The 22,002-nt window shown below is 73.5% G+C and carries 16 protein-coding genes and 2 pseudogenes; 12 read left to right on the forward strand and 6 right to left on the reverse strand.

Annotated elements, in window-relative coordinates; all coding sequences use genetic code 11:
- Positions 1-75 precede the first annotated feature (75 nt).
- On the reverse strand, positions 76-1,299 hold the full coding sequence (locus GHR20_RS11410) for an Ig-like domain-containing protein (protein ID WP_111586841.1): 1,224 nt from the start codon (positions 1,297-1,299) through the stop codon (positions 76-78).
- A 270-nt stretch (positions 1,300-1,569) separates the two neighbouring features.
- Here GHR20_RS11410 and glgX point away from each other — a divergent pair, with 270 nt between their 5' ends.
- Positions 1,570-3,819, forward strand: a complete 2,250-nt coding sequence (glgX, locus tag GHR20_RS11415; protein ID WP_153813106.1) for a glycogen debranching protein GlgX — start codon at positions 1,570-1,572, stop codon at positions 3,817-3,819.
- A gap of 140 nt (positions 3,820-3,959) precedes the next feature.
- Complete coding sequence (locus tag GHR20_RS11420) at positions 3,960-4,466, forward strand: SigE family RNA polymerase sigma factor (RefSeq protein WP_037657162.1); 507 nt, start codon at positions 3,960-3,962, stop codon at positions 4,464-4,466.
- 17 nt (positions 4,467-4,483) lie between these two features.
- On the opposite strand, the gene GHR20_RS11425 is transcribed toward GHR20_RS11420, so the two are convergent.
- Entirely contained in the window at positions 4,484-5,068 is a 585-nt protein-coding gene (locus GHR20_RS11425) for a hypothetical protein (protein WP_153813107.1), read from the reverse strand.
- A 66-nt stretch (positions 5,069-5,134) separates the two neighbouring features.
- Here GHR20_RS11425 and GHR20_RS11430 point away from each other — a divergent pair.
- From GHR20_RS11430 to GHR20_RS11440, 3 genes and pseudogenes are all read left to right on the forward strand, one after another.
- A pseudogene (locus GHR20_RS11430) lies at positions 5,135-5,854 on the forward strand (dolichyl-phosphate beta-glucosyltransferase); the annotation flags it as partial.
- 38 nt (positions 5,855-5,892) lie between these two features.
- Complete coding sequence (locus tag GHR20_RS11435) at positions 5,893-7,128, forward strand: glycosyltransferase family 39 protein (protein ID WP_111586838.1); 1,236 nt, start codon at positions 5,893-5,895, stop codon at positions 7,126-7,128.
- 88 nt (positions 7,129-7,216) lie between these two features.
- Positions 7,217-7,741 (forward strand): hypothetical protein, encoded by a 525-nt coding sequence (locus tag GHR20_RS11440; RefSeq protein ID WP_153813108.1) that lies wholly within the window; start codon positions 7,217-7,219, stop codon positions 7,739-7,741.
- Between the two features lie 78 nt (positions 7,742-7,819).
- On the opposite strand, the gene GHR20_RS11445 is transcribed toward GHR20_RS11440, so the two are convergent.
- The 3 genes from GHR20_RS11445 to GHR20_RS11455 are packed head-to-tail and all read right to left on the reverse strand — an operon-like array spanning position 7,820 to position 11,981.
- Positions 7,820-8,341 (reverse strand): GNAT family N-acetyltransferase, encoded by a 522-nt coding sequence (locus tag GHR20_RS11445; RefSeq protein WP_153815935.1) that lies wholly within the window; start codon positions 8,339-8,341, stop codon positions 7,820-7,822.
- A gap of 11 nt (positions 8,342-8,352) precedes the next feature.
- Positions 8,353-10,161 carry an ABC transporter ATP-binding protein gene (locus GHR20_RS11450; protein ID WP_111586835.1) on the reverse strand — a complete coding sequence of 603 codons (1,809 nt, stop codon included), beginning with the start codon at positions 10,159-10,161 and terminating at the stop codon, positions 8,353-8,355.
- Positions 10,158-11,981 (reverse strand): ABC transporter ATP-binding protein, encoded by a 1,824-nt coding sequence (locus GHR20_RS11455; RefSeq protein ID WP_153813109.1) that lies wholly within the window; start codon positions 11,979-11,981, stop codon positions 10,158-10,160. Before GHR20_RS11455 ends, GHR20_RS11450 begins: the two co-directional genes overlap by 4 nt.
- A gap of 256 nt (positions 11,982-12,237) precedes the next feature.
- Here GHR20_RS11455 and GHR20_RS11460 point away from each other — a divergent pair, with 256 nt between their 5' ends.
- The 7 genes and pseudogenes from GHR20_RS11460 to GHR20_RS11490 all read left to right on the forward strand — a co-directional run bounded on the left by GHR20_RS11460 (position 12,238) and on the right by GHR20_RS11490 (position 18,969).
- Positions 12,238-13,146 carry an ABC transporter ATP-binding protein gene (locus GHR20_RS11460; protein WP_194858865.1) on the forward strand — a complete coding sequence of 303 codons (909 nt, stop codon included), beginning with the start codon at positions 12,238-12,240 and terminating at the stop codon, positions 13,144-13,146.
- Complete coding sequence (locus GHR20_RS11465; protein WP_111586832.1) at positions 13,143-13,877, forward strand: ABC transporter permease; 735 nt, start codon at positions 13,143-13,145, stop codon at positions 13,875-13,877. The genes GHR20_RS11460 and GHR20_RS11465 overlap by 4 nt, the downstream gene beginning before the upstream one ends.
- A 26-nt stretch (positions 13,878-13,903) precedes the next feature.
- Positions 13,904-15,154 (forward strand): sensor histidine kinase, encoded by a 1,251-nt coding sequence (locus GHR20_RS11470; RefSeq protein WP_153813110.1) that lies wholly within the window; start codon positions 13,904-13,906, stop codon positions 15,152-15,154.
- A complete protein-coding gene (locus tag GHR20_RS11475; RefSeq protein WP_148027472.1) occupies positions 15,144-15,809 on the forward strand; it encodes a response regulator transcription factor in 666 nt (221 codons plus the stop codon). Before GHR20_RS11470 ends, GHR20_RS11475 begins: the two co-directional genes overlap by 11 nt.
- Before the next feature lie 62 nt (positions 15,810-15,871).
- Positions 15,872-16,396, forward strand: a pseudogene (locus GHR20_RS11480) (ABC transporter ATP-binding protein); the annotation flags it as partial.
- 306 nt (positions 16,397-16,702) lie between these two features.
- A complete protein-coding gene (locus tag GHR20_RS11485; RefSeq protein WP_153813111.1) occupies positions 16,703-18,358 on the forward strand; it encodes a M4 family metallopeptidase in 1,656 nt (551 codons plus the stop codon).
- 89 nt (positions 18,359-18,447) lie between these two features.
- A complete protein-coding gene (locus tag GHR20_RS11490) occupies positions 18,448-18,969 on the forward strand; it encodes a DUF1990 domain-containing protein (RefSeq protein WP_111586826.1) in 522 nt (173 codons plus the stop codon).
- A gap of 106 nt (positions 18,970-19,075) precedes the next feature.
- Here GHR20_RS11490 and glgP read toward each other — a convergent pair whose 3' ends face one another.
- Positions 19,076-21,694 carry an alpha-glucan family phosphorylase gene (glgP, locus tag GHR20_RS11495; RefSeq protein ID WP_153813112.1) on the reverse strand — a complete coding sequence of 873 codons (2,619 nt, stop codon included), beginning with the start codon at positions 21,692-21,694 and terminating at the stop codon, positions 19,076-19,078.
- Between the last annotated feature and the right edge of the window lie 308 nt (positions 21,695-22,002).

Genomic DNA, 22,002 nt, shown 5'->3' on the forward strand with positions numbered 1-22,002 from the left:
GTCACCGTTCCGTCGCAACTTCCGCCTGGCACCCGCACCGGCCCCCCGCGCGCCGCCCTGTGGCCTCCCACGTGGTTATTTCACCGCGGAGCCCGCCTTCCATGCCGCCCACGTCAGGTTCCACCCACCGAACCCGTTGCCGGGGTCGACCGTCTTGTCCTGGCTGTTGACGATCTCCACCACGTCACCGACGAGGCTGCGGTCGAAGAACCATCCGGCGGGGGTGTCCGAGCTGCCGCCCTGGACGTCCCTGAGGCCCACACAGCCATGACTGACGTTGGCCACGCCGGGGGCGGTCGGGTCCCAGTAGTTGCCGTGCAGGAAGGTGCCGGAGTCGGTGAGCCGCATGGCGTGCGGGACGTCGGGAATGTCGTACTCGCCGCCGAAGCCGACCGTCTGACTGTTCATCCGGGTCTCCTCCAGCATCTCCATCACCACCATCTTGCCGTTGTAGGTGGGGTTCGCCGGGGCGCCCGCGGTGATCGGGACGGTGGCCAGCAGCCGGCCGTCGCGCCGCACCTCCATGGTGTGCGCCGCCGCGTCGACCAGGGAGGTCTGGCTGCGCCCGATGGTGAAGGAGAACGACTTGGACTGGAGCCCGTAGACCCCCTTGGCGGCCTCGACGTCGCGCAGCCCGAGGTCGACGGTGACCTTGGTGCCGGGCTTCCAGTACCTCTCCGGGCGGAAGTCGAGCCGGTTCTTGCCGAACCAGTGGGCGCGGATCTCCACCGCGGGCCGCGCCGTGACCCGCACCGCGCGTTCGACGGCGGCCTTGTTCACGATGTCCGTGCTGAAGGCCAGGGAGACGATCTCGCCGGTGCCGACCAGGGAGCGGTTCTCCGGGGTGGCGTAGGCGATGAACCGTTTGCCGGGGACGTAGGTGGTGAAGGACGCGTGCCGGGCCGAGCGGCGCCCGCCGGAGTCCAGTGCCACCGCGTCCACGGTGTACTTGGCGGCGAGCGCCAGCTTGTCGTCGTCCGGCCGCCAGGTCAGCCCGTCGGCGCTGAGATGCCCGGGGACCGGGGTGGCCCTCGCGTCCTGTTCCTCGACCACCTTCACCTTCTCCAGCCGGCCGTCGGGCACCCGCACCCGCAGCCGCCGGTTCTGCGGGACGGCCGTGCTGCCGTCGTCCGGGGACACCCGGATGGCGTCCCGGGGTGCCGAAGTTCCGCCGGGTCTGCCGCCCAGGCCCAGCGGGCCCGAGCCGCCCGCGGAGCATCCGGCCAGCAGTCCGGCCCATGTCAGTACGGCCGCCAGTGCGGCCCCCGCGCGCCGTGCGCGCCCATGTACGTGCCTCACGCGCTGCTCAACGACCGGGCACGCTCCGGGGAAACGTGAGTGCGAGCCATGCGGTGGGCAGAACAGTGGGAAGGACGACACGTCGGGGAGCCGATCGCCGCGCCCGTACCGGAGCCGAGGGGCGCGGCCGCACCGGGTGGCCGGGTCCGCCGGCGGCCCGGGGCGCCATGCCGTACCGGGTCCGTCCGGGTGCCTTCGGGGCCGCCCGGCGGCACCCGTTCGGCGGGCTGCGCCGCTCCCGGGCCGAGCCACTGGAAGAGGGGCCGACAGGTGACGAGCGCAGCCGAGCAGCGGGCACCGGCCGAAGGGCGGGCCGCGGCGCCCTCGACGAACGGCGCCCGGCGCGCCCCGGTGCCCGGGCCGCCGGTGTGGCCGGGGACGCCGACACCGCTGGGGGCCCGGTTCCGGGTCGGGCCCGACGGGGTGGCGGGCACCAACTTCGCGCTGTGGGCGGCCGGGGCGCACGCCGTGCGGCTGTGCCTGTTCGACGCGGACGGCCGGGAGACCGGGGTCCCGCTGACCGAGCTGACGCACGAGATCTGGCACGGCTTCGTACCCGGCGTACTGCCCGGACAGCGGTACGGCTACCGGGTGGACGGCCGCTGGGACCCGTGGACCGGCGCCCGCTGGAACCCCGCGAAGCTGCTCCTCGATCCGTACGCGCGCGCGGTGGACGGCGAGTTCACCCTCCCGGCCGAGGTGTACGGCCATGTGCGGGACTGGCCGGAGCAGCGTGTCGCCGACACGGTGCGCGACGAACGGGACTCGGCGCCGTACGTCCCGAAGGGTGTCGTGGTCCATGACGACGACGACTGGTCCGACGACCGCCGCCCCAAGACGCCCTGGGCGGACTCGGTCATCTACGAGCTGCACGTACGCGGCTTCACCAAGCTGCACCCCGGCATCCCCGAACAGCTGCGCGGCACCTACGCCGGGCTCGCCCACCCGGCCGCGATCGAGCACCTGGCGCGGCTGGGCGTGACGGCCGTGGAGCTGCTGCCCGTCCACCAGTTCGCGCACGAGGACCACCTGCTGCGCCGGGGCCTGTCCGACTACTGGGGCTACAACTCCGTCGGCTACTTCGCCCCGCACGCCGCCTACGCCGCCTCCGGTACGGCCGGACAGCAGGTCGGCGAGTTCAAGCGGATGGTGCGCGCGCTGCACGCGGCCGGCATCGAGGTCATCCTGGACGTGGTCTACAACCACACCGCGGAGGCCGGGGAGCTGGGGCCGACGCTGTCCCTGAAGGGCATCGACAACCGCGCCTACTACCGGCTCCAGGACGACGCCCGCCGCTACGCCGACTACACCGGCTGCGGCAACACCCTGCACGTGGTGCGGCCCCAGGTGCTGCGGCTGATCACCGACTCGCTGCGCTACTGGGTGACCGAGATGGGCGTGGACGGCTTCCGCTTCGACCTCGCGGCGGCGCTCGCCCGCTCGATGCACGACGTGGACATGCTCTCGCCCTTCCTCGCGGTGATCGCCCAGGACCCGGTGCTGCGCCGGGTCAAGCTGATCGCCGAGCCCTGGGACATCGGCTCCGGCGGCTACCAGGTGGGCGCCTTCCCGCCGCTGTGGGCCGAGTGGAACGACCGCTACCGGGGCGCCGTACGGGACTTCTGGCGGCACGCGCTGCCCGATGTGCGCGAGATGGGCTACCGGCTGTCCGGCTCCAGCGACCTGTACGCCTGGGGCGGGCGCCGCCCGTACGCCTCGGTCAACTTCGTCACCGCGCACGACGGTTTCACGCTGCGCGACCTGGTGTCGTACGAGCGCAAGCACAACGAGGCCAACGGCGAGGAGAACCGGGACGGCAGCGACGACAACCGGTCCTGGAACTGCGGCGCGGAGGGCGAGACGGCGGACCCGGAGGTGCGGGCCCTGCGCCGCCGCCAGCTGCGCAATCTGCTCACCACGCTGCTGCTGTCCACCGGGGTGCCCATGCTGGTGGCCGGTGACGAGTTCGGGCGCACCCAGGGCGGCAACAACAACGCGTACTGCCAGGACAACGCGACCGGCTGGCTCGACTGGTCGCTCCTGGACGAGCCGGGCTGGCGGGCGCTGTTCGCCCTCACCTCGCGGCTGATCGCGCTGCGCCACCGGCATCCGGTGCTGCGCCGGCGCGCCTTCTTCTCCGGGCGGGCGCAGGCCGCGGACGGGCTGCGGGACCTGGCCTGGTTCACGGCGCGGGGCGCGGAGATGACCGAGGGCGACTGGTACGCGCCCGCGGCCACGCTCGGCATGTATCTGTCCGGGCGGGACATCCCGGGGCGCGACGAGCGGGGCGCGCAGGTGGTGGACGACAGCTTCCTCGCGGTGCTGCACGCGGGCGCGGAGCCGGCCGGCTTCGTGCTGCCGGGCCCGCCGTGGGCGGAGGGTTACGAGGTGGTGGTGGACACCTCCCGGGAGGACCAGTCGGCGCCGCCCGGCACGGCGCACCCGGCGGGCACGGAACTGACCGTGCCGGGGCGGTCGGTGCTGCTGCTGCGGGTCCTCGGGGGTCCGGGGACCGGCTGAGCCCGGGCGCCGGGCGGGCGCCGGGCGCGCCTGTGCGACGGCTGTGCGTGACGCGGATCACGTGGCGCGGGTGCAGCGTCCGAGGGGGTCCAGGGCCTTTCCCCTTGTGAAGAGCGCCGGCGAGAACGGGGACCGTGGGAATGGAGCAGGCTCGGGCCGGTGAGTACGACGCGTTCGTGGCGGCCCGCTGGTCGGTCCTCGTCCACCTGGCCCGTCTGCTCACCGGGGGCGATCGGCATCGGGCCGAGGACCTGTTGCAGGAGTCCTTGGTCAAGCTGTGGTTCGCCTGGCCGAAGGTGGCCGACGAGGCGCCGGAGGCGTATGTGCGCACGGTGCTGGCGCGGGCGGCGGCCCGGTCGGCGCGGCGGCGCTGGTGGGGCGAACGGCCCGTGGAGGAGCTGCCCGAGGTGGCGGCCGGCGGCGATCTGTCGGCGACCGTGGCCGAACGCTCCCGGCTGGAGGCGGCGCTCGCGCGGCTGACACCGCGCCAGCGGGCCGCCGTGGTCCTGCGCTACTACCAGGACCTGCCCGACCGGCAGGTGGCCGAGACCCTCGGCTGCCCGGTCGGCACCGCACGGTCCCATGCCGCGCGCGGGGTGGCCCGGCTGCGGCAGCTGCTGTCGGACGTCGTCGAGCCGGTGGGGTGAGTGATGAAGCTCGGGAATCACGTGGACGAGACCGGCCTCGACGGGGCCGGTGAGACCGAAGGCGCAGAGGGGGCCGAGGGGGCCGACGGGTTCGAACAGCGGCTCGCGCGGCTGATGCACGGGACGCTGGAGCCCGCGCCGTTCGAGCCGCGGCACCGGGAGCGGCTGCGGGCGGGGGTGCGCACCCGGCGCCGGGCGCGCGCGGCGTACCGGGCGGCCGGTTCCGCGGCGGTGGTCGCGGGGCTCGGCCTCGGGCTGTTCCTGTGGCCGCACGGGGACACCCAGGTACGGCCCGGCGCGCCGGCGCCCCGGCCCGCGACGAGCCCGGCGCCCTCGCCGTCGGTCCCGCCGAGCGAGACACCGACCACCTCACCGACCCTCCCTCCCACGTCGATCCCGAACTCGCGGCCCAGCTCGTCGAGTTCGGCGCCGCCCGGCGCGCCCGGTACGACCGCCACCACCTCGTATCCGCCCGACGCACCCAGTACGACGCCGACCACCTCGTATCCGCCCGACACACCCAGTACGACGCCGACCACGTCGTACCCGCCGCCCACCACGACCACCACGACCGCCACCGCGAACAGCGAACGGGGAACCACGTGATCAGCATCCGACCGGGCCGGCCCGCCACGCCGGCCAAGGCCCCCGCGCCCCGGCGCGCCCCGCTGCCCACCCACCACGACGAGCCCGTACTGGACCTGGTCGTCCCGGTGTACAACGAGGAGAAGGACCTGGAGCCGAACGTCCGGCGGCTGCACACGCATCTGCGGGACACGTTCCCCTACCCCTTCCGGATCACGATCGCCGACAACGCGAGCACCGACGGCACCCCGCAGATCGCCGCCCGGCTGGCCGGTGAGATGGCCGAGGTGACCTCGCTGCGGCTGCCGGTGAAGGGCCGCGGCCGGGCGCTGCGGGCGGCCTGGTCGGGTTCGCGGGCGCCGGTGCTGGCGTACCTGGACGTCGACCTGTCCACCGGGCTCGCGGCGCTGCTGCCGCTCGTCGCACCGCTGATATCCGGCCACTCCGACCTGGCCATCGGCACCCGGCTCGCGTCCGGTTCGCGGGTGGTGCGCGGACCCAAGCGCGAGGTGATCTCGCGCTGCTACAACACGCTGCTGCACTGGACGCTCGCCGTCGGCTTCTCGGACGCGCAGTGCGGGTTCAAGGCGGTGCGCCGCGAGGCCGCCGAGCGGCTGCTGCCGCTGGTGCGGGACGAGGAGTGGTTCTTCGACACCGAGCTGCTGGTGCTCGCCGAACGGGCCGGGCTCCGCATCCACGAGGTGCCGGTGGACTGGGTGGACGACCCCGACAGCAGCGTCGACATCCTCGCCACCGCGCTGGCCGACCTGCGCGGGATCGCCCGGATGCGGCGCAGCCTGGCCGCCGCGGGCCCGCGCGTCCGCCGTCCCCGTACGGCCGCGTGACCGCGACCCTGCCGCGGCCCCTCGCCCCGGCTCTCGCGCCCGACTCCCGCCTGCGCGCGGCCGCCCGCCGGCACGGCCCGGTGCTCGCCGTGTTCGGCGCGCTGAAGCTGGCCGGATTCTGCTCCTTCATGTATCTGCTGTCCGCCGCCGGTGACTACCGGGGCAAGGACCCCCGCTTCGGCGGCGGGGCGCACGCCTGGGACGTGCTGGCGACCTGGGACGGCTGGTGGTACCAGCAGATCGCGCTGCACGGGTACGACCCGAAGCTGGTCCCGGTCCCGGGCGCCACCGGGATGATCACGCTGGAGGGCAACTCGGCGGCGTTCTTCCCGCTGTACCCGGCGCTGATCCGGATGACCTCCGCGGTGACCGGCCTCGGCTCGTACGGCGCCGGGCTGCTGGTGTCGATCCTCGCGTCCTTCGCCGCCGCGCTCGGCGTCTACGCGGTGGCGGAACGCTTCGGCGGCCGCCGCGCGGGGCTGGCCGCGGCCGGGCTGTGGGCGGTGTGGCCGGGCTCGGGCGTGGAGTGGGCGGTCTACTCCGACTCCCTCTACGTGGCGCTGGCGGTCTGGGCCTGCTACGCCGTGCTGACCCGGCGCTGGCTCGCCGCCGGGGTGCTCACCTTCGCGGCGGGGCTCAACCGGCCCACGGCCGCCGCGCTGATCGCCGCGCTGGCGGTGGCCGCGCTGCTGGCGGTGCGCCGGGGCGAGGACGGGGTGGGGCGGCCACTGGTCGCGCTGGCGCTGGCCCCGCTCGGACTGCTCGGCTATCTGCTGTGGGTCGGCGACCGGATGGGCGATCTGGGCGGCTACTTCAAGCTCCAGTCGGGCGCCTGGGCGCACCGCTTCGACTACGGCAGCCAGACCCTGGACGTGCTGCGCTCGGTGCCGGTGGGCCGGTTCGGCGACTATCTCTTCGCCTACCCCTACGCGGACATGATCGGCGTCGGCGTCGTCCTGCTCGCCTTCGCGCTGCTGCCGCTGCTGATCCGGCTGCGGCCGCCGGCGGTGCTGGTGGTGTACACGGTCCTCACCCTGGCCCTGGTCCTGGGCAGCCAGCAGATCTTCGCCAACGTCTCGCGCTATCTGCTCCCCTGCTTCCCGCTGTTCCTCCCGCCGGCCGCGGCCCTGCGCCGGCTGTCGCTGCCGGTGCTGTGCACGGTCCTCGGCCTCGCCGCGCTGGCCTCCGGTTCGTACGCGGGATACGCGCTGTTCGAACTGGGGGTGCCGTAGCCAAGGGCGCCGCGCGCCCCGGCGGTCCGCCGGGGTCACTCCGACGGTGTACAACTATGCCTCGAACTCAACGAGGCAAGGACGAGGCGTGCGTCAGGCAGCAACCGACGAGATCATCTGCGTCACCGATTGGACCCCTTCCGCACCGGGTCAGTTGACGACCCTGGCCGTGAGCGGGGAGCGGGCCGAGGCGGCGGAGCGGGTGGCGGCCGCCGCGCTGGGCGGGACGGCCGGGCTCACCTCCTGGCTGGAGCTGCCGGCGGACGCCCGGCGACGGCTGGTGGGGGCGTGCCGGTCCGTGCCGACCCTGGGCATGCACTGCGTGCGGGGCGAGGAGCGGACCGGTACCGCCCCGGACGGCTTCCGGCAGGCCGCGGCCGACGACACGGCGGAGCAGTTCCTGTCCCGCCTGCCCGGCCGGGCGGCGGACCACCGGACCCGCTTCGTGACGGACTCGTCCTTCCCGGGCCTGCGTGAACTGGCCCGGCTGACCGCCCTGGTCTGCCGGGAGACGTACGACCGGACGGACGTGCCGGAGGACGAGGACCTGCTGGAGATCTACGAGACCTACTCGGTGGGCTCCCTCTCGGCGGGCGCGCCCGCCGGCGGCTGAGCTGCCACCGGGACCGGCCGGACGGGCCGGACGGGTAGGTCAGGCGGACCAGTCGAGTCGGATGGCCGGGCGGGCCGGTCAGGCGGGCCGGTCGCTCCAGCGGATCTCGCCGTCGAGGGTCCGGTCCGTCGGACGCAGCCCGAGCGCCCGGGCGACGCCCGTCGACGCCTCGTGCCCGGGGTGGATGTGCGCGATGAGCCGGTCCACCCCGTGGGCACCCAGCCGGCCGGCCATGGCCCGCGCGCCCTCGCGCCCGTAACCCGCGCCCTGGTGGTCGACGCCGATCACCCAGGCGAGTTCGGCCTCGGTGCCACCCTCGTCCGGACGGGAGAGGGTGGCCTGCACGGTGCCGACGAGCCGGCCGTCCGCGCGCCGGCGCAGCATCCGGTTCAGCCAGCCGTACCGGCCGTCCGGGGAGTGCCCGGCGCACTGGCGCCGGTACCGGGCCGCCAGCTCCGCCAGGGGCGCGGGCGTGCCGCCGGTCCAGGTGTGCAGTCGTACGTCGTCGAGGAACGCGACGGCCTCCGCCGCGTGTGCGACCCGCAGCGGTTCGAGGCGCAGCCGGGGCGTGTCGACGGAGGTGGCGTGCGGCCAGGTCATGGGTGCTCCGGTCAGGCCAGGCTGTCCTGCCATGCCTTGTGAAGGTCGGCGAACTTGCCCGTGCCCGCGATGAGTTCGGCGGGGCGGCCGTCCTCGACGACGCGGCCGTCGGCCATCACCAGGACGCGGTCGGCGATCTCCACGGTGGACAGGCGGTGGGCGATGACCACGGCGGTGCGGCCGCGCAGGACGGTGGACATGGCGCGCTGGACGGCCCGTTCGCCGGGGATGTCCAGGGAGCTGGTGGCCTCGTCCAGGATGAGGACGGCCGGGTCGGCGAGCAACGCCCGCGCGAAGGCGACCAGTTGGCGCTGGCCCGCGGAGATACGGCCGCCGCGCTTGCGTACGTCGGTGTCGTAGCCGTCGGGCAGCGCGCTGATGAACTCGTGCGCGCCGATCACCTTCGCGGCCCGCTCGATCTCCGCCCTGGTGGCGTCCGGGCGGCCGATCGCGATGTTGTCCGCGACGGTCCCGGAGAACAGGAACGCCTCCTGGGTCACCATCACCACCCCGCGCCGCAGTTCGGCCGTGGGCAGGTCGCGCAGGTCCACCCCGTCGAGCAGCACCCGCCCCTCGGTGGGGTCGTAGAAGCGGGCGAGCAGCTTGGCCAGGGTGGACTTGCCCGCGCCGGTGGAGCCGACCACCGCGACCGTCTGCCCGGCGGGCAGGGTCAGGTCGAAGCGGGGCAGCACCTCGCCACCGGTGCGGTAGGCGAAGCGGACCTGGTCGAACCGCACCTCGCGGCCGGGGAAGTCGGCACGGGAGGGCGGCAGTTCGCCCGGGGTGAGCGGCTCGGGCACGGACGGCGTCTGGGCGAGCAGCCCGGCGATCTTCTCCAGGGACGCGGCGGCCGACTGGTAGGAGTTCAGGAACATCCCGAGCCGGTCGATCGGGTCGTACAGGCGGCGCAGATACAGCACGGCCGCGGCCAGCACACCCAGTTCGAGAGAGCCGTCCGCCACCCGGTAGGCGCCCCAGAGCACGATGCCCGCGACCGCCGTGTTGGCGACCAGCCGGGAGCCCACCACATAGCGGGCCATCTCCAGGAGCGAGTCCCCGTTGGTCCGCTCGTGGGCGCGGTTCAGCTCGGCGAACGCGGCGTCGTTGGCCGCCTCCCGGCGGAAGGCGCGCACCGGGCGGATGCCGTTCATGGTCTCCACGAACTTCACGATCACCGCCGCGATCGCCGTGGACCGCGCCCGGAACACCCGTCCCGCGCGCCGCTGGTAGAGCCGGACCAGGAAGTACAGCGGGACGAACGAGCCCACCGCGACCGCGCCGAGCCCGAGGTCCAGCCACAGCAGCACGGCCGCGATGTAGACGAAGGACAGGACGACCGTCACCAGTTCCTGGAGCCCCTCCTCCAGCAGCTCCCGCAGCGACTCCACATCGGTGGTGGAGCGGGAGATCAGCCGCCCGGAGGTGTAGCGCTCGTGGAAGTCGACGCTCAGCGCCTGCGCGTGCCGGAAGATCCGCCCGCGCAGATCGAGCAGGACGTCCTGGCTGACCCGCGCGGACTGCCGTACGAACGCGACCTGGAGCCCGCCGGAGAGCAGCGCGCACAGCAGATAGCCGGCGCCCACCGCGATCAGCGGTCCGTACCGGTGGTCCCGGAAGGCGGGTACGGCACGGTCGATGGCGTACGCCACCAGCAGCGGGCCGACCTGGGCGGCGGCCTGCTGGAGCAGCAGCAGGGCGGTGGTCAGGGCGACGCGGGCCCGCATCGGGGCGAGCAGCGAGCGCAGCAGGGCGGCGGTGGCGCCGGGCGGGGAGGGCAGGAGGTCCTGGTCGAACGGGTTGTCGGGGCTCGTGGCGGTCAACGGGAGTCCTCCTCGCCGGACATGAGGTGTGCGTACTCGGCGTTGCCGCGCAGCAGTTCCTGGTGCGTGCCGACGGCCGCGATCCGGCCGCCGGAGAGCAGCGCCACCCGGTCGGCGAGCAGCACGGTGGAGGGGCGGTGGGCCACGATCAGCGCGGTGGTGTCCGCGAGCACCCGGCGCAGCGCGGCCTCCACGGCGGCCTCGGTGTGCACGTCCAGCGCGGACAGCGGGTCGTCGAGGACCAGGAACTCCGGGCGCCCGACGACGGCCCGGGCAAGGGCGAGCCGCTGCCGCTGGCCGCCGGAGAGGCTGAGGCCCTGCTCGCCGACGCGGGTGCCGGTGCCCTCCGGGAGCGCGTGCGCGAACTCGGCCTGGGCGATGGCGAGGGCGCGGTCGAGGTCGTCCTCGCCGGCGCCGTCCGGGGCGCCCATGAGGACGTTCTCGCCGACGGTGGTGGAGAAGAGGGTGGGTTCCTCGAAGGCGACGGCGACCTTCGCGCGCAGTTCCTCGCGGGGCATGGCGGTGATGTCGACGCCGTTCAGGGTGATCCGGCCCGAGGTGATCTCGTGGAGGCGCGGGACGAGCGCGGTGAGGGTGGTCTTGCCGCTGCCGGTGGCGCCGACGAGGGCCATGGATTCGCCGGGGCGGATGTGGAGGTCGATGTGCTGGAGGAGGGCCGGGGAGTCCGGGGCGGCGTCGGGGTAGCGGAACCGGACGTTCTCGAAGCGGAGCCCGGCCACGGCCTCGCGCGCCGGGGCGGGACCGGGTGCCGGGGCAGGATCGGCTGCCGGGTCACGCGGGCGGGTCTCGGCATCGGCACCGTCCCCCTCGGGTGCCTCGTCCATCGCCTCGAAGTACCGCTCCGTGGCCGTGGCCGCCTCCTGGCTCATCGCCAGCAGGAACCCGATGGACTCCACGGGCCAGCGCAGCGCGAGCGCCGTGCTGAGGAACGCCACCAGCGTCCCCGCCGAGAGGTCGCCGTCGGCGACCTGGATCACGCCCAGCACCAGCGCCGCCCCGATCGCCACCTCCGGCAGGGTGACGATGACGCCCCAGATCGTGGCCAGCAGCCGCGCCTTGTGCAGTTCGGTCCCGCGCAGGTCCGCGGAGAGGGCCTCGAAGGCCCGCGCCTGGCTGCGGTGGCGGCCGAAGCCCTTGACGATGCGGATGCCGAGCACGCTCTCCTCGACCAGGGTGGTCAGGTCCCCCACCTGGTCCTGGGCCCGCCGCGCCACTCGCGCGTACCGCCCCTCGAAGACCACGCAGGTCCACAGCACCGGCACCGCGGGCACCAGCACGACCAGCCCGAGCAGCCAGTCCTGGGCCAGCATGATGGCCACGCCGACCAGGATGGTGACGCCGTTGACCAGCAGGAACGTCAGCGGGAAGGCGAGGAACATGCGCAGCAGCATCAGATCGGTGGTGCCCCGCGACAGCAGCTGACCGGATGCCCACCGGTCGTGGAAGGCGACGGGCAGCCGCTGGAGACGCCGGTACAGGTCGGCCCGCATCCCCGCCTCGACGCGTGACAGCGGCCGGGCCACGAGCCAGCGCCGGATGCCGAACAGCACGGCCTCGGCGATCCCGAGCAGCAGCAGGTACAGCGCGCCGAGCCAGACCCCCGCCGGGTCCCGGTCGGCCACCGGGCCGTCCACCATCCACTTCAGGACGAGCGGGATCACCAGGCCGGTACAGGAGGCGACGATGGCGACGACGGCCGCGACGAGCAGCCGCGCGCGCACCGGCCGCACATAGGGCCACAGCCGCGACAGGCTGCGTACGGCGGATCTGTCCTGGGTGGTTGCACGTGTCGTGGGCATCACAGGCGAGCGTACGGACCGGCACCGGCGGCGCCCACCGAGTTTTGGCCCGGCCCCCCTCCGCCGCTGGTCCTACGCCCCCGGTCGCGCGTCGGGCCGTACTCCCGGTCCGGCGTCGGGCCGTGCCCCCGGTCCCGCATCAGGTCGTACCCCCGGTCCCGCGTCGGGTCGTACCCCCGCATCAACCGATCGGCTGATGCGCCTTCGAGCGGGCCGGCCGATGTGCCGGGCCCCGCCCGGACGGGATTCTCGATGCATGCCATCCGTCATCGAAGTCACCGATCTGCGCAAGTCGTACGGCGGCCGGCCCGTCGTGGACGGCGTCTCCTTCGCCGTCGAGGAGGGCGAGATCTTCGGGATTCTCGGCCCGAACGGCGCCGGCAAGACCACCACCGTCGAGTGCGTCGAGGGCCTGCGGGTCCCCGACGGCGGCCGGATCCGGGTCGCCGGGCTCGATCCGGTCGCCGACCACGCGGAGGTCGCCAAGATCCTCGGCGCGCAGCTGCAACAGAGCGAGATCCAGGTCAAGTTGACCGTGCGCGAGGCGCTGGAGCTGTACTCCGCGTTCTATCCGCGGCCCGCCGACTGGCGGCCGCTGGCCGAGCGGCTGGGCCTGACCGACCGGCTCGGCACCCGGTTCGGGAAGCTGTCCGGCGGCCAGCAGCAGCGGCTGTTCATCGCGCTGGCGCTGATCGGCGGCCCCCGGATCGTGGTCCTCGACGAGCTGACCACCGGGCTCGACCCGCGGGCCCGCCGGGACACCTGGCAGCTGATCGAGGACGTCCGCGCGAGCGGGGTCACCGTGCTGCTCGTCACCCACTTCATGGAGGAGGCGCAGCGGCTGTGCGACCGGATCGCGGTGATCGACAAGGGGCGGGTGGCCGCCCTGGACACCCCGGCCGGGCTGATCCGCCGCTCGGCGGGCGCCACCGTCATCAGCTTCACCCCGTCGGCGCCGCTGGACGAGCGTGAGCTGGCCGCGCTCCCCGCGCTCGTCTCGGTCGAGGACCAGAACGGCCGGCTCACCCTGTCCGGCACCGACGAGACCGTCGACGCGGTCCTCACCCTGCTCGCCCGGCACCGCGTCACCGCCCATCAGCTCCGCGTCGTGGACGCCACCCTCGACGACGCGTTCCTCGACCTGACCCAGGAGGCCACGGCATGAACTCCGCCGTTCTGCGCACCGAGTTCCGGCTGTTCCGGCGCGAACCGGCCGCCGTGTTCTGGATGTTCCTCTTCCCGACGCTGCTGCTGGCGATCCTCGGCTCGATCCCCTCGTTCCGGGAGGCCGACAGGTCGATGGGCGGGCTGCGGCCGATCGACGCCTATGTGCCGGTGGCCGTGCTGATCGCGCTGCTGATGTGCGGGGCGCAGTCGCTGCCGCAGGTGCTCACCGGGTACCGGGAGCGGGGCATCCTGCGCCGGATGTCGGCCACCCCGGTGCGACCGGTGGCGCTGCTGACCGCGCAGATGACGGTGCAGGGCGGGGTGGCGCTGGCCTCCGCGCTGCTCGCGCTGGCGGTCGGCCGGCTGGGGTTCGGCGTACGGCTGCCCGAGCAGCCGGGCGGCTATCTGCTGGCGCTGCTGCTCGCGGCGGCGGCCTCGCTCGCCCTCGGCTCCGTCCTGTCGGCGCTGTCGCGGACCACGAAGATCGCGGGGGCGATCGGATCGGCGGTGTTCTTCCCGATGATGTTCTGCGCGGGGGTGTGGCTGCCGGTGCAGAACATGCCGCACACGCTGGCCCGGGTGGTGGGCTTCACCCCCTTCGGGGCGGCGGCCGAGGCCCTGAACCAGGCGGCCGCGGGCGACTGGCCCGGCTGGGAGCACCTGGGGGTGCTCGCGCTGTGGGCGGTGCTGCTCACGGCGGGGGCGGCCCGCTGGTTCCGCTGGGAGTGAGTGCGGCCGTGCCGGACACTGGGTGCATGACGCACGCGACCGGGCCCCAGCGCAGGGCCTCCTTCGACCGCTGGGGGCCCTACGCGCTGCTCGCCGTGGGCCTGGTGACGGCGGGCGCCTCGGCCCGTGCGATCGGGATGTCGCGGGGCGAGACGGAGGCGGCCGGCGCCCTGGTGGCCGCCGCGCTGCTGCTCCAGCTGTCGTGGCGGCGGGTGACGTCGGACACACCGGGGCCGAGCCGCGTCACCGCGGTCCTCTACTTCGTGCGCTGGGCGATGGCGTTCGCGCTGACCTGGCTGAACCCGTTCTTCGGGATCTACGCGGCCGTCGGCTACTACAGCTCCAGCCTGCATCTGTCGCGCCGGCTGATGCCGCTCGGGCTGCTCATGACCGCGGTGACCATGGCCGGCAGCGAGATCGGCGGGATGCCGCCGCACGGGCCGCTGATGTGGGTGATCTTCGCGGCGGTCTTCTGCACCAACGTCGGCCTGGTCGGTCTGTTCTTCCGGTTCGCCGACCAGGAGCAGCGGCGCATCGAGGACCAGGCCGGCACCATCGACGAACTGGAGCGCACCAACGCGGCGTTGCAGCAGGCGCTGGACGAGAACGCGGCCCTGCACGCGCAGTTGCTGGTGCAGGCGCGGGAGGCGGGCGTCGCGGACGAGCGGCGCAGGCTCGCCGCGGAGATCCACGACACCATCGCGCAGGGTCTGACCGGCATCATCGCCCAGCTCCAGGTGGTCGCGGGCGCGACGGATCTGGCCACCGCCCGCACCCACCTGGAGCGCGCCTCCTCCCTCGCCCGGCACAGCCTCGGCGAGGCCCGTCGCTCCGTGCACAATCTCGCCCCCGTCGAACTGGCCGCCGCCGGGCTGCCGGAGGCGCTGAAGAAGCTGGTCGCCGACTGGGGCGAACGCACCGGCGCGCGGGCCGAGTTCACCGTCACCGGCACCGCCGAGTCGCTGCACGAGGAGGTCTCGGCGACGCTGCTGCGGATCGCCCAGGAGGCGCTGTCCAACGCGGCCCGGCACGCCCGCGCGACCCGTCTCGGTGTCACCCTGACCTATCTGGGCGACGAGGTGATCCTGGACATCCGCGACGACGGCACCGGCTTCGATCCGGCCGCCGTCCCCGCCCGCAGCCACGCGGGGGGCTTCGGCCTGGCGGGGATGCGGGCGCGTGCCGAGCGGATCGCGGGCGGCCTCGCCGTCGAGTCGGAACCGGGGCACGGAACCGCGGTGTCGGCTCGCGTACCGTTGGTCCGCGATGACCACTGAACCCCTCATCACGCTGCTGATCGTCGACGACCACCCGGTCGTCCGGGACGGTCTGCGCGGCATGTTCGAGTCCGCGTCCGGCGCCGCGTCCGGCGCCGCGCCCGGCTTCCGGGTGCTGGGCGAGGCCGCGAGCGGCCCCGAGGCGGTCGCGCGGGCGGCCGAGCTCGACCCCGATGTGATCCTGATGGACCTGCGCATGCCGGGCGGCTCCGGCGTCGCCGCGATCCGCGAGCTGACCCGCCGCGGGGCCCGCGCCAAGGTCCTGGTCCTCACCACGTACGACACCGACTCCGACACGCTCCCCGCGATCGAGGCGGGCGCCACCGGCTACCTCCTCAAGGACGCCCCGCGCGACGAGCTGTTCACCGCCGTCCGGGCCGCCGCCGAGGGCCGTACCGTCCTCTCCCCCGCCGTCGCCTCCCGCCTCGTCCGGGCCGTCCGTACCCCGGCCCCCGGCAACGAGCCCCTCTCCGCCCGCGAACGCGAGGTCCTCACCCTGGTCGCCCGGGGCACCTCCAACCGCGAGATCGCCCGCGAACTCTTCATCAGCGAGGCCACGGTCAAGACCCATCTCACCCACCTCTACACCAAGCTGGGCGCCAAGGACCGCGCGGCCGCGGTGGCGGCGGCCTACGACCGAGGCATTTTGGGCTGAGCCCACGCGCCCCCGGCCCCCGTTAATCGCTGGAGCCCCGACCCGCCGCCCCGCCGCTCGCGCCGGAGGTGCTGCGCCGCCAGGTCGTCCTCGTCACCCAGGAGCACCACGTCTTCCTCGGGTCGGTCCGCGACAACCTCCGTATCGCCGAGCCGGCCTCCACCGACGCCGAGTTGTGGGCCGCGCTCCGTGCCGTCGGCGCCGAGCGATGGGTGCGTGGGCTGCCCGACGGCCTCGGTGCCCGCCTGGGTGCCGGCGGGTACCCGACCGACGGTCCCCAGGCCCAGCAACTCGCCCTGGCCCGGGTCGTGCTGGCCGACCCGCACACCCTGATCCTGGACGAGGCGACCGCCCTCCTCGACCCGGCGACCGCCCGCCACACCGAACGCGCCCTCGCCGCCGTCCTGCGCGGCCGCACCGTCATCGCCGTGGCCCACCGGCTGCACACCGCCCATGACGCGGACCGCGTGGCGGTGCTGGCACACGGCCGGCTGGCCGAACTGGGCACCCACGACGAACTGGTGGCGGCCGGCGGCACCTACGCGGCCCTCTGGCGGACCTGGCACGGAGACGCCCCCCAGCCGTGACCTATATCAGGCCACACACGGCACGACATCAAGAGACGAACGGAATGCGGCATTCCTGCAAATCGGCTCCCAAGTTGCATGAAACGCAAGGTAGTTGAGAGACGCAATCCACTCAGCCGTCACTTGTTCACACCACTGCAACATTTCCCCAGACGTCACTTTCGAGCCAACATCACTTCAGGGTCATGACATGTACGCGCCCTGGGTGTCACTCTCTCTCCACGCCGCAAGCAGCACAGCAGCTTCACAGCGAACTACCCGGCCAGTAACCCCACGCTGGCCGGCCTCCCCCACGAAGGAGCTTGCGTGAGCCCCCTCTACGCGCGTCACAAGCGCACCACCCTGGCCATCGCCACCGCCGTCGCCGCCGGAGCCCTCATCTCCGCCGGTCTGGCCACCAGCGCCTCGGCCGCCCAGACCCCGGCCGCCGCCAAGCCGCTGGCCGCGGCGCCCAGCGCGCTGACCGCCGCCGCCCACACCTCGCTGATCAAGCAGGCGCAGGCGGACGCTCCGGCGACCGCGCAGCAGATAGGTCTCGGCGCCAAGGAGAAGCTGGTCGTCAAGGACGTCGTCAAGGACGTCGACGGCACGGTCCACACCCGCTACGAGCGCACCTACGCGGGCCTGCCGGTCCTCGGTGGCGACCTGGTCGTCCACACCGCGAAGTCCGGCAAGACCGAGGGCGTCACCAAGGCGACCAAGGCCACCATCAAGGTCGCCTCGCTCACGCCGAAGCTCACCCCGGCCAAGGCCGAGAAGCAGGCCGTGTCCGCCGCCAAGTCCCTCGGCTCGGCCAAGTCCACCGCGGACGGCGCCCGCAAGGTGATCTGGGCCGGCTCCGGCACCCCCGTCCTCGCCTACGAGACGGTCGTCGGCGGCCTCCAGGACGACGGCACCCCGAACCAGCTGCACGTCATCACCGACGCGGCCTCGGGCAAGAAGCTCTTCGAGTACCAGGGCATCGAGAACGCGACCGGCACCGGCAAGACCCTGTACTCGGGCTCCGTGAGCCTGACCACCACCCAGTCGGGCTCGTCGTACCAGCTCACCGACGCCAGCCGCGGCGGCCACAGCACCTACAACCTGGCGCACAAGACGTCCGGCAAGGGCTCGCTGTTCACCGACGCGGACAACGTCTGGGGCACCGGCAAGGCGTCCAGCTCCACCACGGACCAGACGGCCGCCGCGGACGCCGCCTACGGCGCCCAGGAGACCTGGGACTTCTACAAGAGCACGTTCGGGCGCAGCGGCATCAAGAACAACGGTGTCGGCGCGTACTCCCGGGTGCACTACGGCAGCCAGTACGTGAACGCGTTCTGGGACGACAGCTGCTTCTGCATGACGTACGGCGACGGCGAGGGCAACAACCACCCGCTCACCGCGCTGGACGTGGCCGGCCACGAGATGAGCCACGGTGTCACCTCCAACACCGCGGGCCTCAACTACAGCGGCGAGTCCGGCGGTCTGAACGAGGCCACCTCGGACATCTTCGGCACCGGTGTGGAGTTCTTCGCGAACAACGCGTCCGACAAGGGCGACTACCTCATCGGCGAGAAGATCGACATCAACGGCGACGGCACCCCGCTGCGCTACATGGACAAGCCCAGCAAGGACGGCGGCTCGGCGGACTCCTGGTCCTCCTCGGTCGGCAACCTGGACGTCCACTACTCGTCCGGCGTCGCCAACCACTTCTTCTACCTGCTGTCCGAGGGCAGCGGCGCGAAGACGATCAACGGGGTGTCGTACAACTCCCCGACGTCCAACGGCTCCACGGTCACCGGCATCGGCCGGGACAAGGCGCTCCAGATCTGGTACAAGGCGCTGACGACGTACTTCACGTCGACCACCAACTACAAGTCGGCGCGTACGGGCACGCTGTCCGCGGCGTCCGCCCTGTACGGCTCCTCCAGCGCCGAGTACAAGGCGGTGGCGGCGGCCTGGTCGGCGGTCAACGTCAACTGACCCCCGCGCGGCGGTGACGAGGGCAGGGTTGTGAAGAGGGCGGCACCCGGAGCGGATCTCCTCCGGGTGCCGCCCTACTCTTGTGCCCCATGTCCTCGGCACCCTTCACGTACGAACCGGTCGGAGCGACCCGCGACGACCTGTCCTTCTGCCCGCCCGGGTTCCGCCCGATGCTGGTGCGCACGCGTCTCGGCGAGGGCCAGCAGGTCTTCGGCCGGGCCGCCGAGGCGGTCCTGACCTGGGAGATGCACCGCGCGCTCGGCGTGGGCATAGACGCCAGCGCCGACCGCGCCGCCCCCGGCGTGGATGTCACGGTCACGCTGGCCGGCATGGTCAAGGCGCCCTGCCGGGTCATCTGGACCGCCGAGGAACCCCGCCGCGCGGGCTGGGCCTACGGCACCCTGGAGAGCCATCCCGAATGCGGCGAGGAGGTCTTCCTCATAGACCGCACCGGCGACGGCACGGTCTGGCTCACCGTCGCCGCCTTCAGCAGACCGGCCAAGTGGTACGCGCGGGCGGGCGGCCCGGCGACCCGCGGGCTCCAGCACGCGTACGCGCGGCGGTGCGGGGCGGTGCTGAAGAAGATGTGCGCCGCCTACGACGCGGACTGAACCGGCACCGCCACGCCCCGCTCTCGCCCCGGCACCGCCACGCCCCGCTCTCGCCCCGGCACCGCCACGCCCGGCCTTCGCCCCGGCACCGCCCGCGTCCCCTCGGCTACCGCAGCAGCACCCCCGCCCCCTGGCCCGCGTCCTCCGCCGGCAGGGCCACCACGCCCACCTCCGCCGCCGCGGCGAGCAGCCGGTGGGCGGGGAGGATGCGGACCGTGCAGCCGAAGGGGCCGGTGCGGTCGAGGGAGAGCTGGCCCTCGTAGAGGCGGCGGCCCTCCAGGTCGGGGGTGCCGGCCGGCTTCAGCGGGACGATCGCGGCGTCCGTGATGCGGTCCTGCGCGTCCACCCGTCCGGAGACCGCCTGGACCTCGACGTCGTCCGGGGTCAGCGCGCCGAGCCCGACGCGCACCCGCAGTCCGATCGTCGTCCCCAGTTCCGCCGTGGCCGTCGTCTCGGTCGTCTCCACATGGTCGACGCTCACCTCGTGCCAGGCGCCGCGCACCCGCGCCTTCCACCCGGCCAGCTCCCCCGCGGTGTCCGGGGTCAGCGCGCGGTGGGAGCGGGCGGCCGGGGCGTAGAGCCGCTCCACGTACTCGCGGACCATGCGCCCGGCCAGCACCTTGGGGCCGAGCAGGGTGAGGGTCTGGCGGACCATCTGGATCCAGCGGTCGGGCAGCCCGCCCCGGCCGCGCTCGTAGAAGCGCGGGGCGATCCGCCGCTCCAGCAGGTCGTACAGGGCCGCGGCCTCGATGTCGTCGCGCCGCTCCGCGTCCGTGCCGGTGCCGTCCGCGGTCGGGATGGCCCAGCCGAAGTCCGGCCGGAACCACTCGTCCCACCAGCCGTCCCGCACCGAGAGGTTGAGGCAGCCGTTGAGCGCCGCCTTCATCCCGGAGGTGCCGCACGCCTCCAGCGGGCGCAGCGGGTTGTTCAGCCAGACGTCGCAGCCCGGATAGAGCTTCTGCGCCATCGCCATGCCGTAGTCGGGCAGGAAGACGATCCGGTGCCGCACCCGGGCCTCGTCCGCGAACCGGACCAGCTCCTGCACCAGCCGCTTGCCGCCGTCGTCAGCCGGATGCGCCTTGCCCGCCACCACCAGCTGCACCGGCCGCTCGGAATGCAGCAGCAGCTCCCGCAGCCGGTCCCGGTCGCGGAGCATCAGCGTCAGCCGCTTGTACGACGGCACGCGCCGCGCGAACCCGATGGTGAGGACGTCCGGGTCGAGCACCCCGTCGATCCAGCCCAACTCGGCGTTGCCCGCCCCGCGTTGGCGCCAGGACGCCCGAAGCCGCTCGCGCACCTCCAGCACCAGTTGTTCGCGCAGGGTGCGGCGCAGCTCCCAGATCTCCTGGTCCGGGATGTCCGCCACCGAGTCCCAGCGCTCGGAGCCGCCGACGGCGAGGGCGTCCTCGGCCCGCTGGGTGCCGATCTTCCGGGCGCCGAGCCGCAGCACCTCGGGGGCCACCCAGGTGGGGGCGTGCACCCCGTTGGTCACGGAGGTGATCGGCACCTCCTCGGAGTCGAATCCCGGCCACAGCCCGGCGAACATCTCCCGGCTGACCTGTCCGTGCAGCAGCGACACCCCGTTGGCGCGCTGGGCCAGCCGGAGCCCCATCACGGCCATGTTGAACAGGTTCGGCTCGCCGCCCGGGTACGTCTCCATGCCGAGCGCGAGGATGCGGGACGTCTCGATGGCGGGCAGCTCGGCGTCCGGGCCGAAGTGCCGGGCGATCAGGTCTCGTTCGAAGCGGTCGATGCCGGCCGGGACCGGGGTGTGGGTGGTGAACACCGTGCCGCCGCGCACCGTTTCGAGGGCCGCGTCGAAGTCCAGCCCCCGCGCGCACAGTTCGGCGATCCGCTCCAGGCCGAGGAAGCCCGCGTGCCCCTCGTTGGTGTGGAACACCTCCGGTTCCGGGTGCCCGGTGAGCCGGCCGTACGCGCGCACCGCCCGGACACCTCCTATGCCGAGCAGCATCTCCTGGAGCAGCCGGTGCTCGCTGCCGCCGCCGTAGAGCCGGTCGGTGACGGAGCGGGCGCCGAGGTCGTTCTCCTCCACGTCCGAGTCGAGCAGCAGCAGCGGCACCCGGCCGACCTGTGCCAGCCAGATCCGGGCGTTCAGGGTCCGCCCGCCGGGCAGCGCCAGACAGACGCGCGCGGGCGTCCCGTCGGCCTCCGCCAACGGGGTGAGGGGCAGCTCGTTGGGGTCGAGCACCGGGTAGTGCTCCTGCTGCCAGCCGTCGCGGGAGAGGGTCTGCCGGAAGTACCCGTGCCGGTACAGCAGTCCGACCCCGACGAGGGGCACGCCGAGATCGCTGGCCGCCTTCAGATGATCTCCGGCGAGGATGCCGAGACCCCCCGAGTACTGCGGCAGAGCGGCCGTGATGCCGAACTCGGGGGAGAAATAAGCCACGGCGCGGGGCAGCCCCTCGGGCTGCGCCTGATACCAGCGGTCGCCGGTCAGATAGTCGTCCAGGTCGTCCGCGGCCGCGTTCAGCCGGCGCCGGAAGCGCCGGTCCCCGGCGAGTTCGGCGAGCCGCGCGGGCCGCACCCGGCCCAGCAGCCGCACCGGGTCGCACCCGGCGCCGGCCCATGCCTCCGGGTCCACGGACTGGAACAGATCGCGCGTCTCCGCATGCCATGACCAGCGCAGATTGTGCGCCAGCTCGCTCAACGGCCGGAGGGGTTCGGGGAGGACGGGACGGACGGTGAAACGACGGATCGCCTTCACATGCCACCTCGGCGGGCGCGTTACGGGGTGAGACGTACGGCGCCGTACGTCTCGTCGTCCTCTCGACGGTAGTGGTTACCGGAGCGTCGGTGGGGACGTCCCGGCGGGGGTGTCGGGCGTGGAGCGGCGGCCCCGGGGCACCCGTACAAGTGGGCCGGTCTGGTGGGTGGACATACGCGCGAGTAGTTAACAAAGTTCCGGATTGCCCACCCGAAAAGGATGGGAAGGCTCCACCGGTACCCACCCCACAGGCATCACCCAGCACCGCCCGCAGGACCCACCTCCCCTGGTCATCCCACGTTGACGCG

Source organism: Streptomyces sp. SUK 48 (assembly GCF_009650765.1).
Classification (GTDB): domain Bacteria; phylum Actinomycetota; class Actinomycetes; order Streptomycetales; family Streptomycetaceae; genus Streptomyces.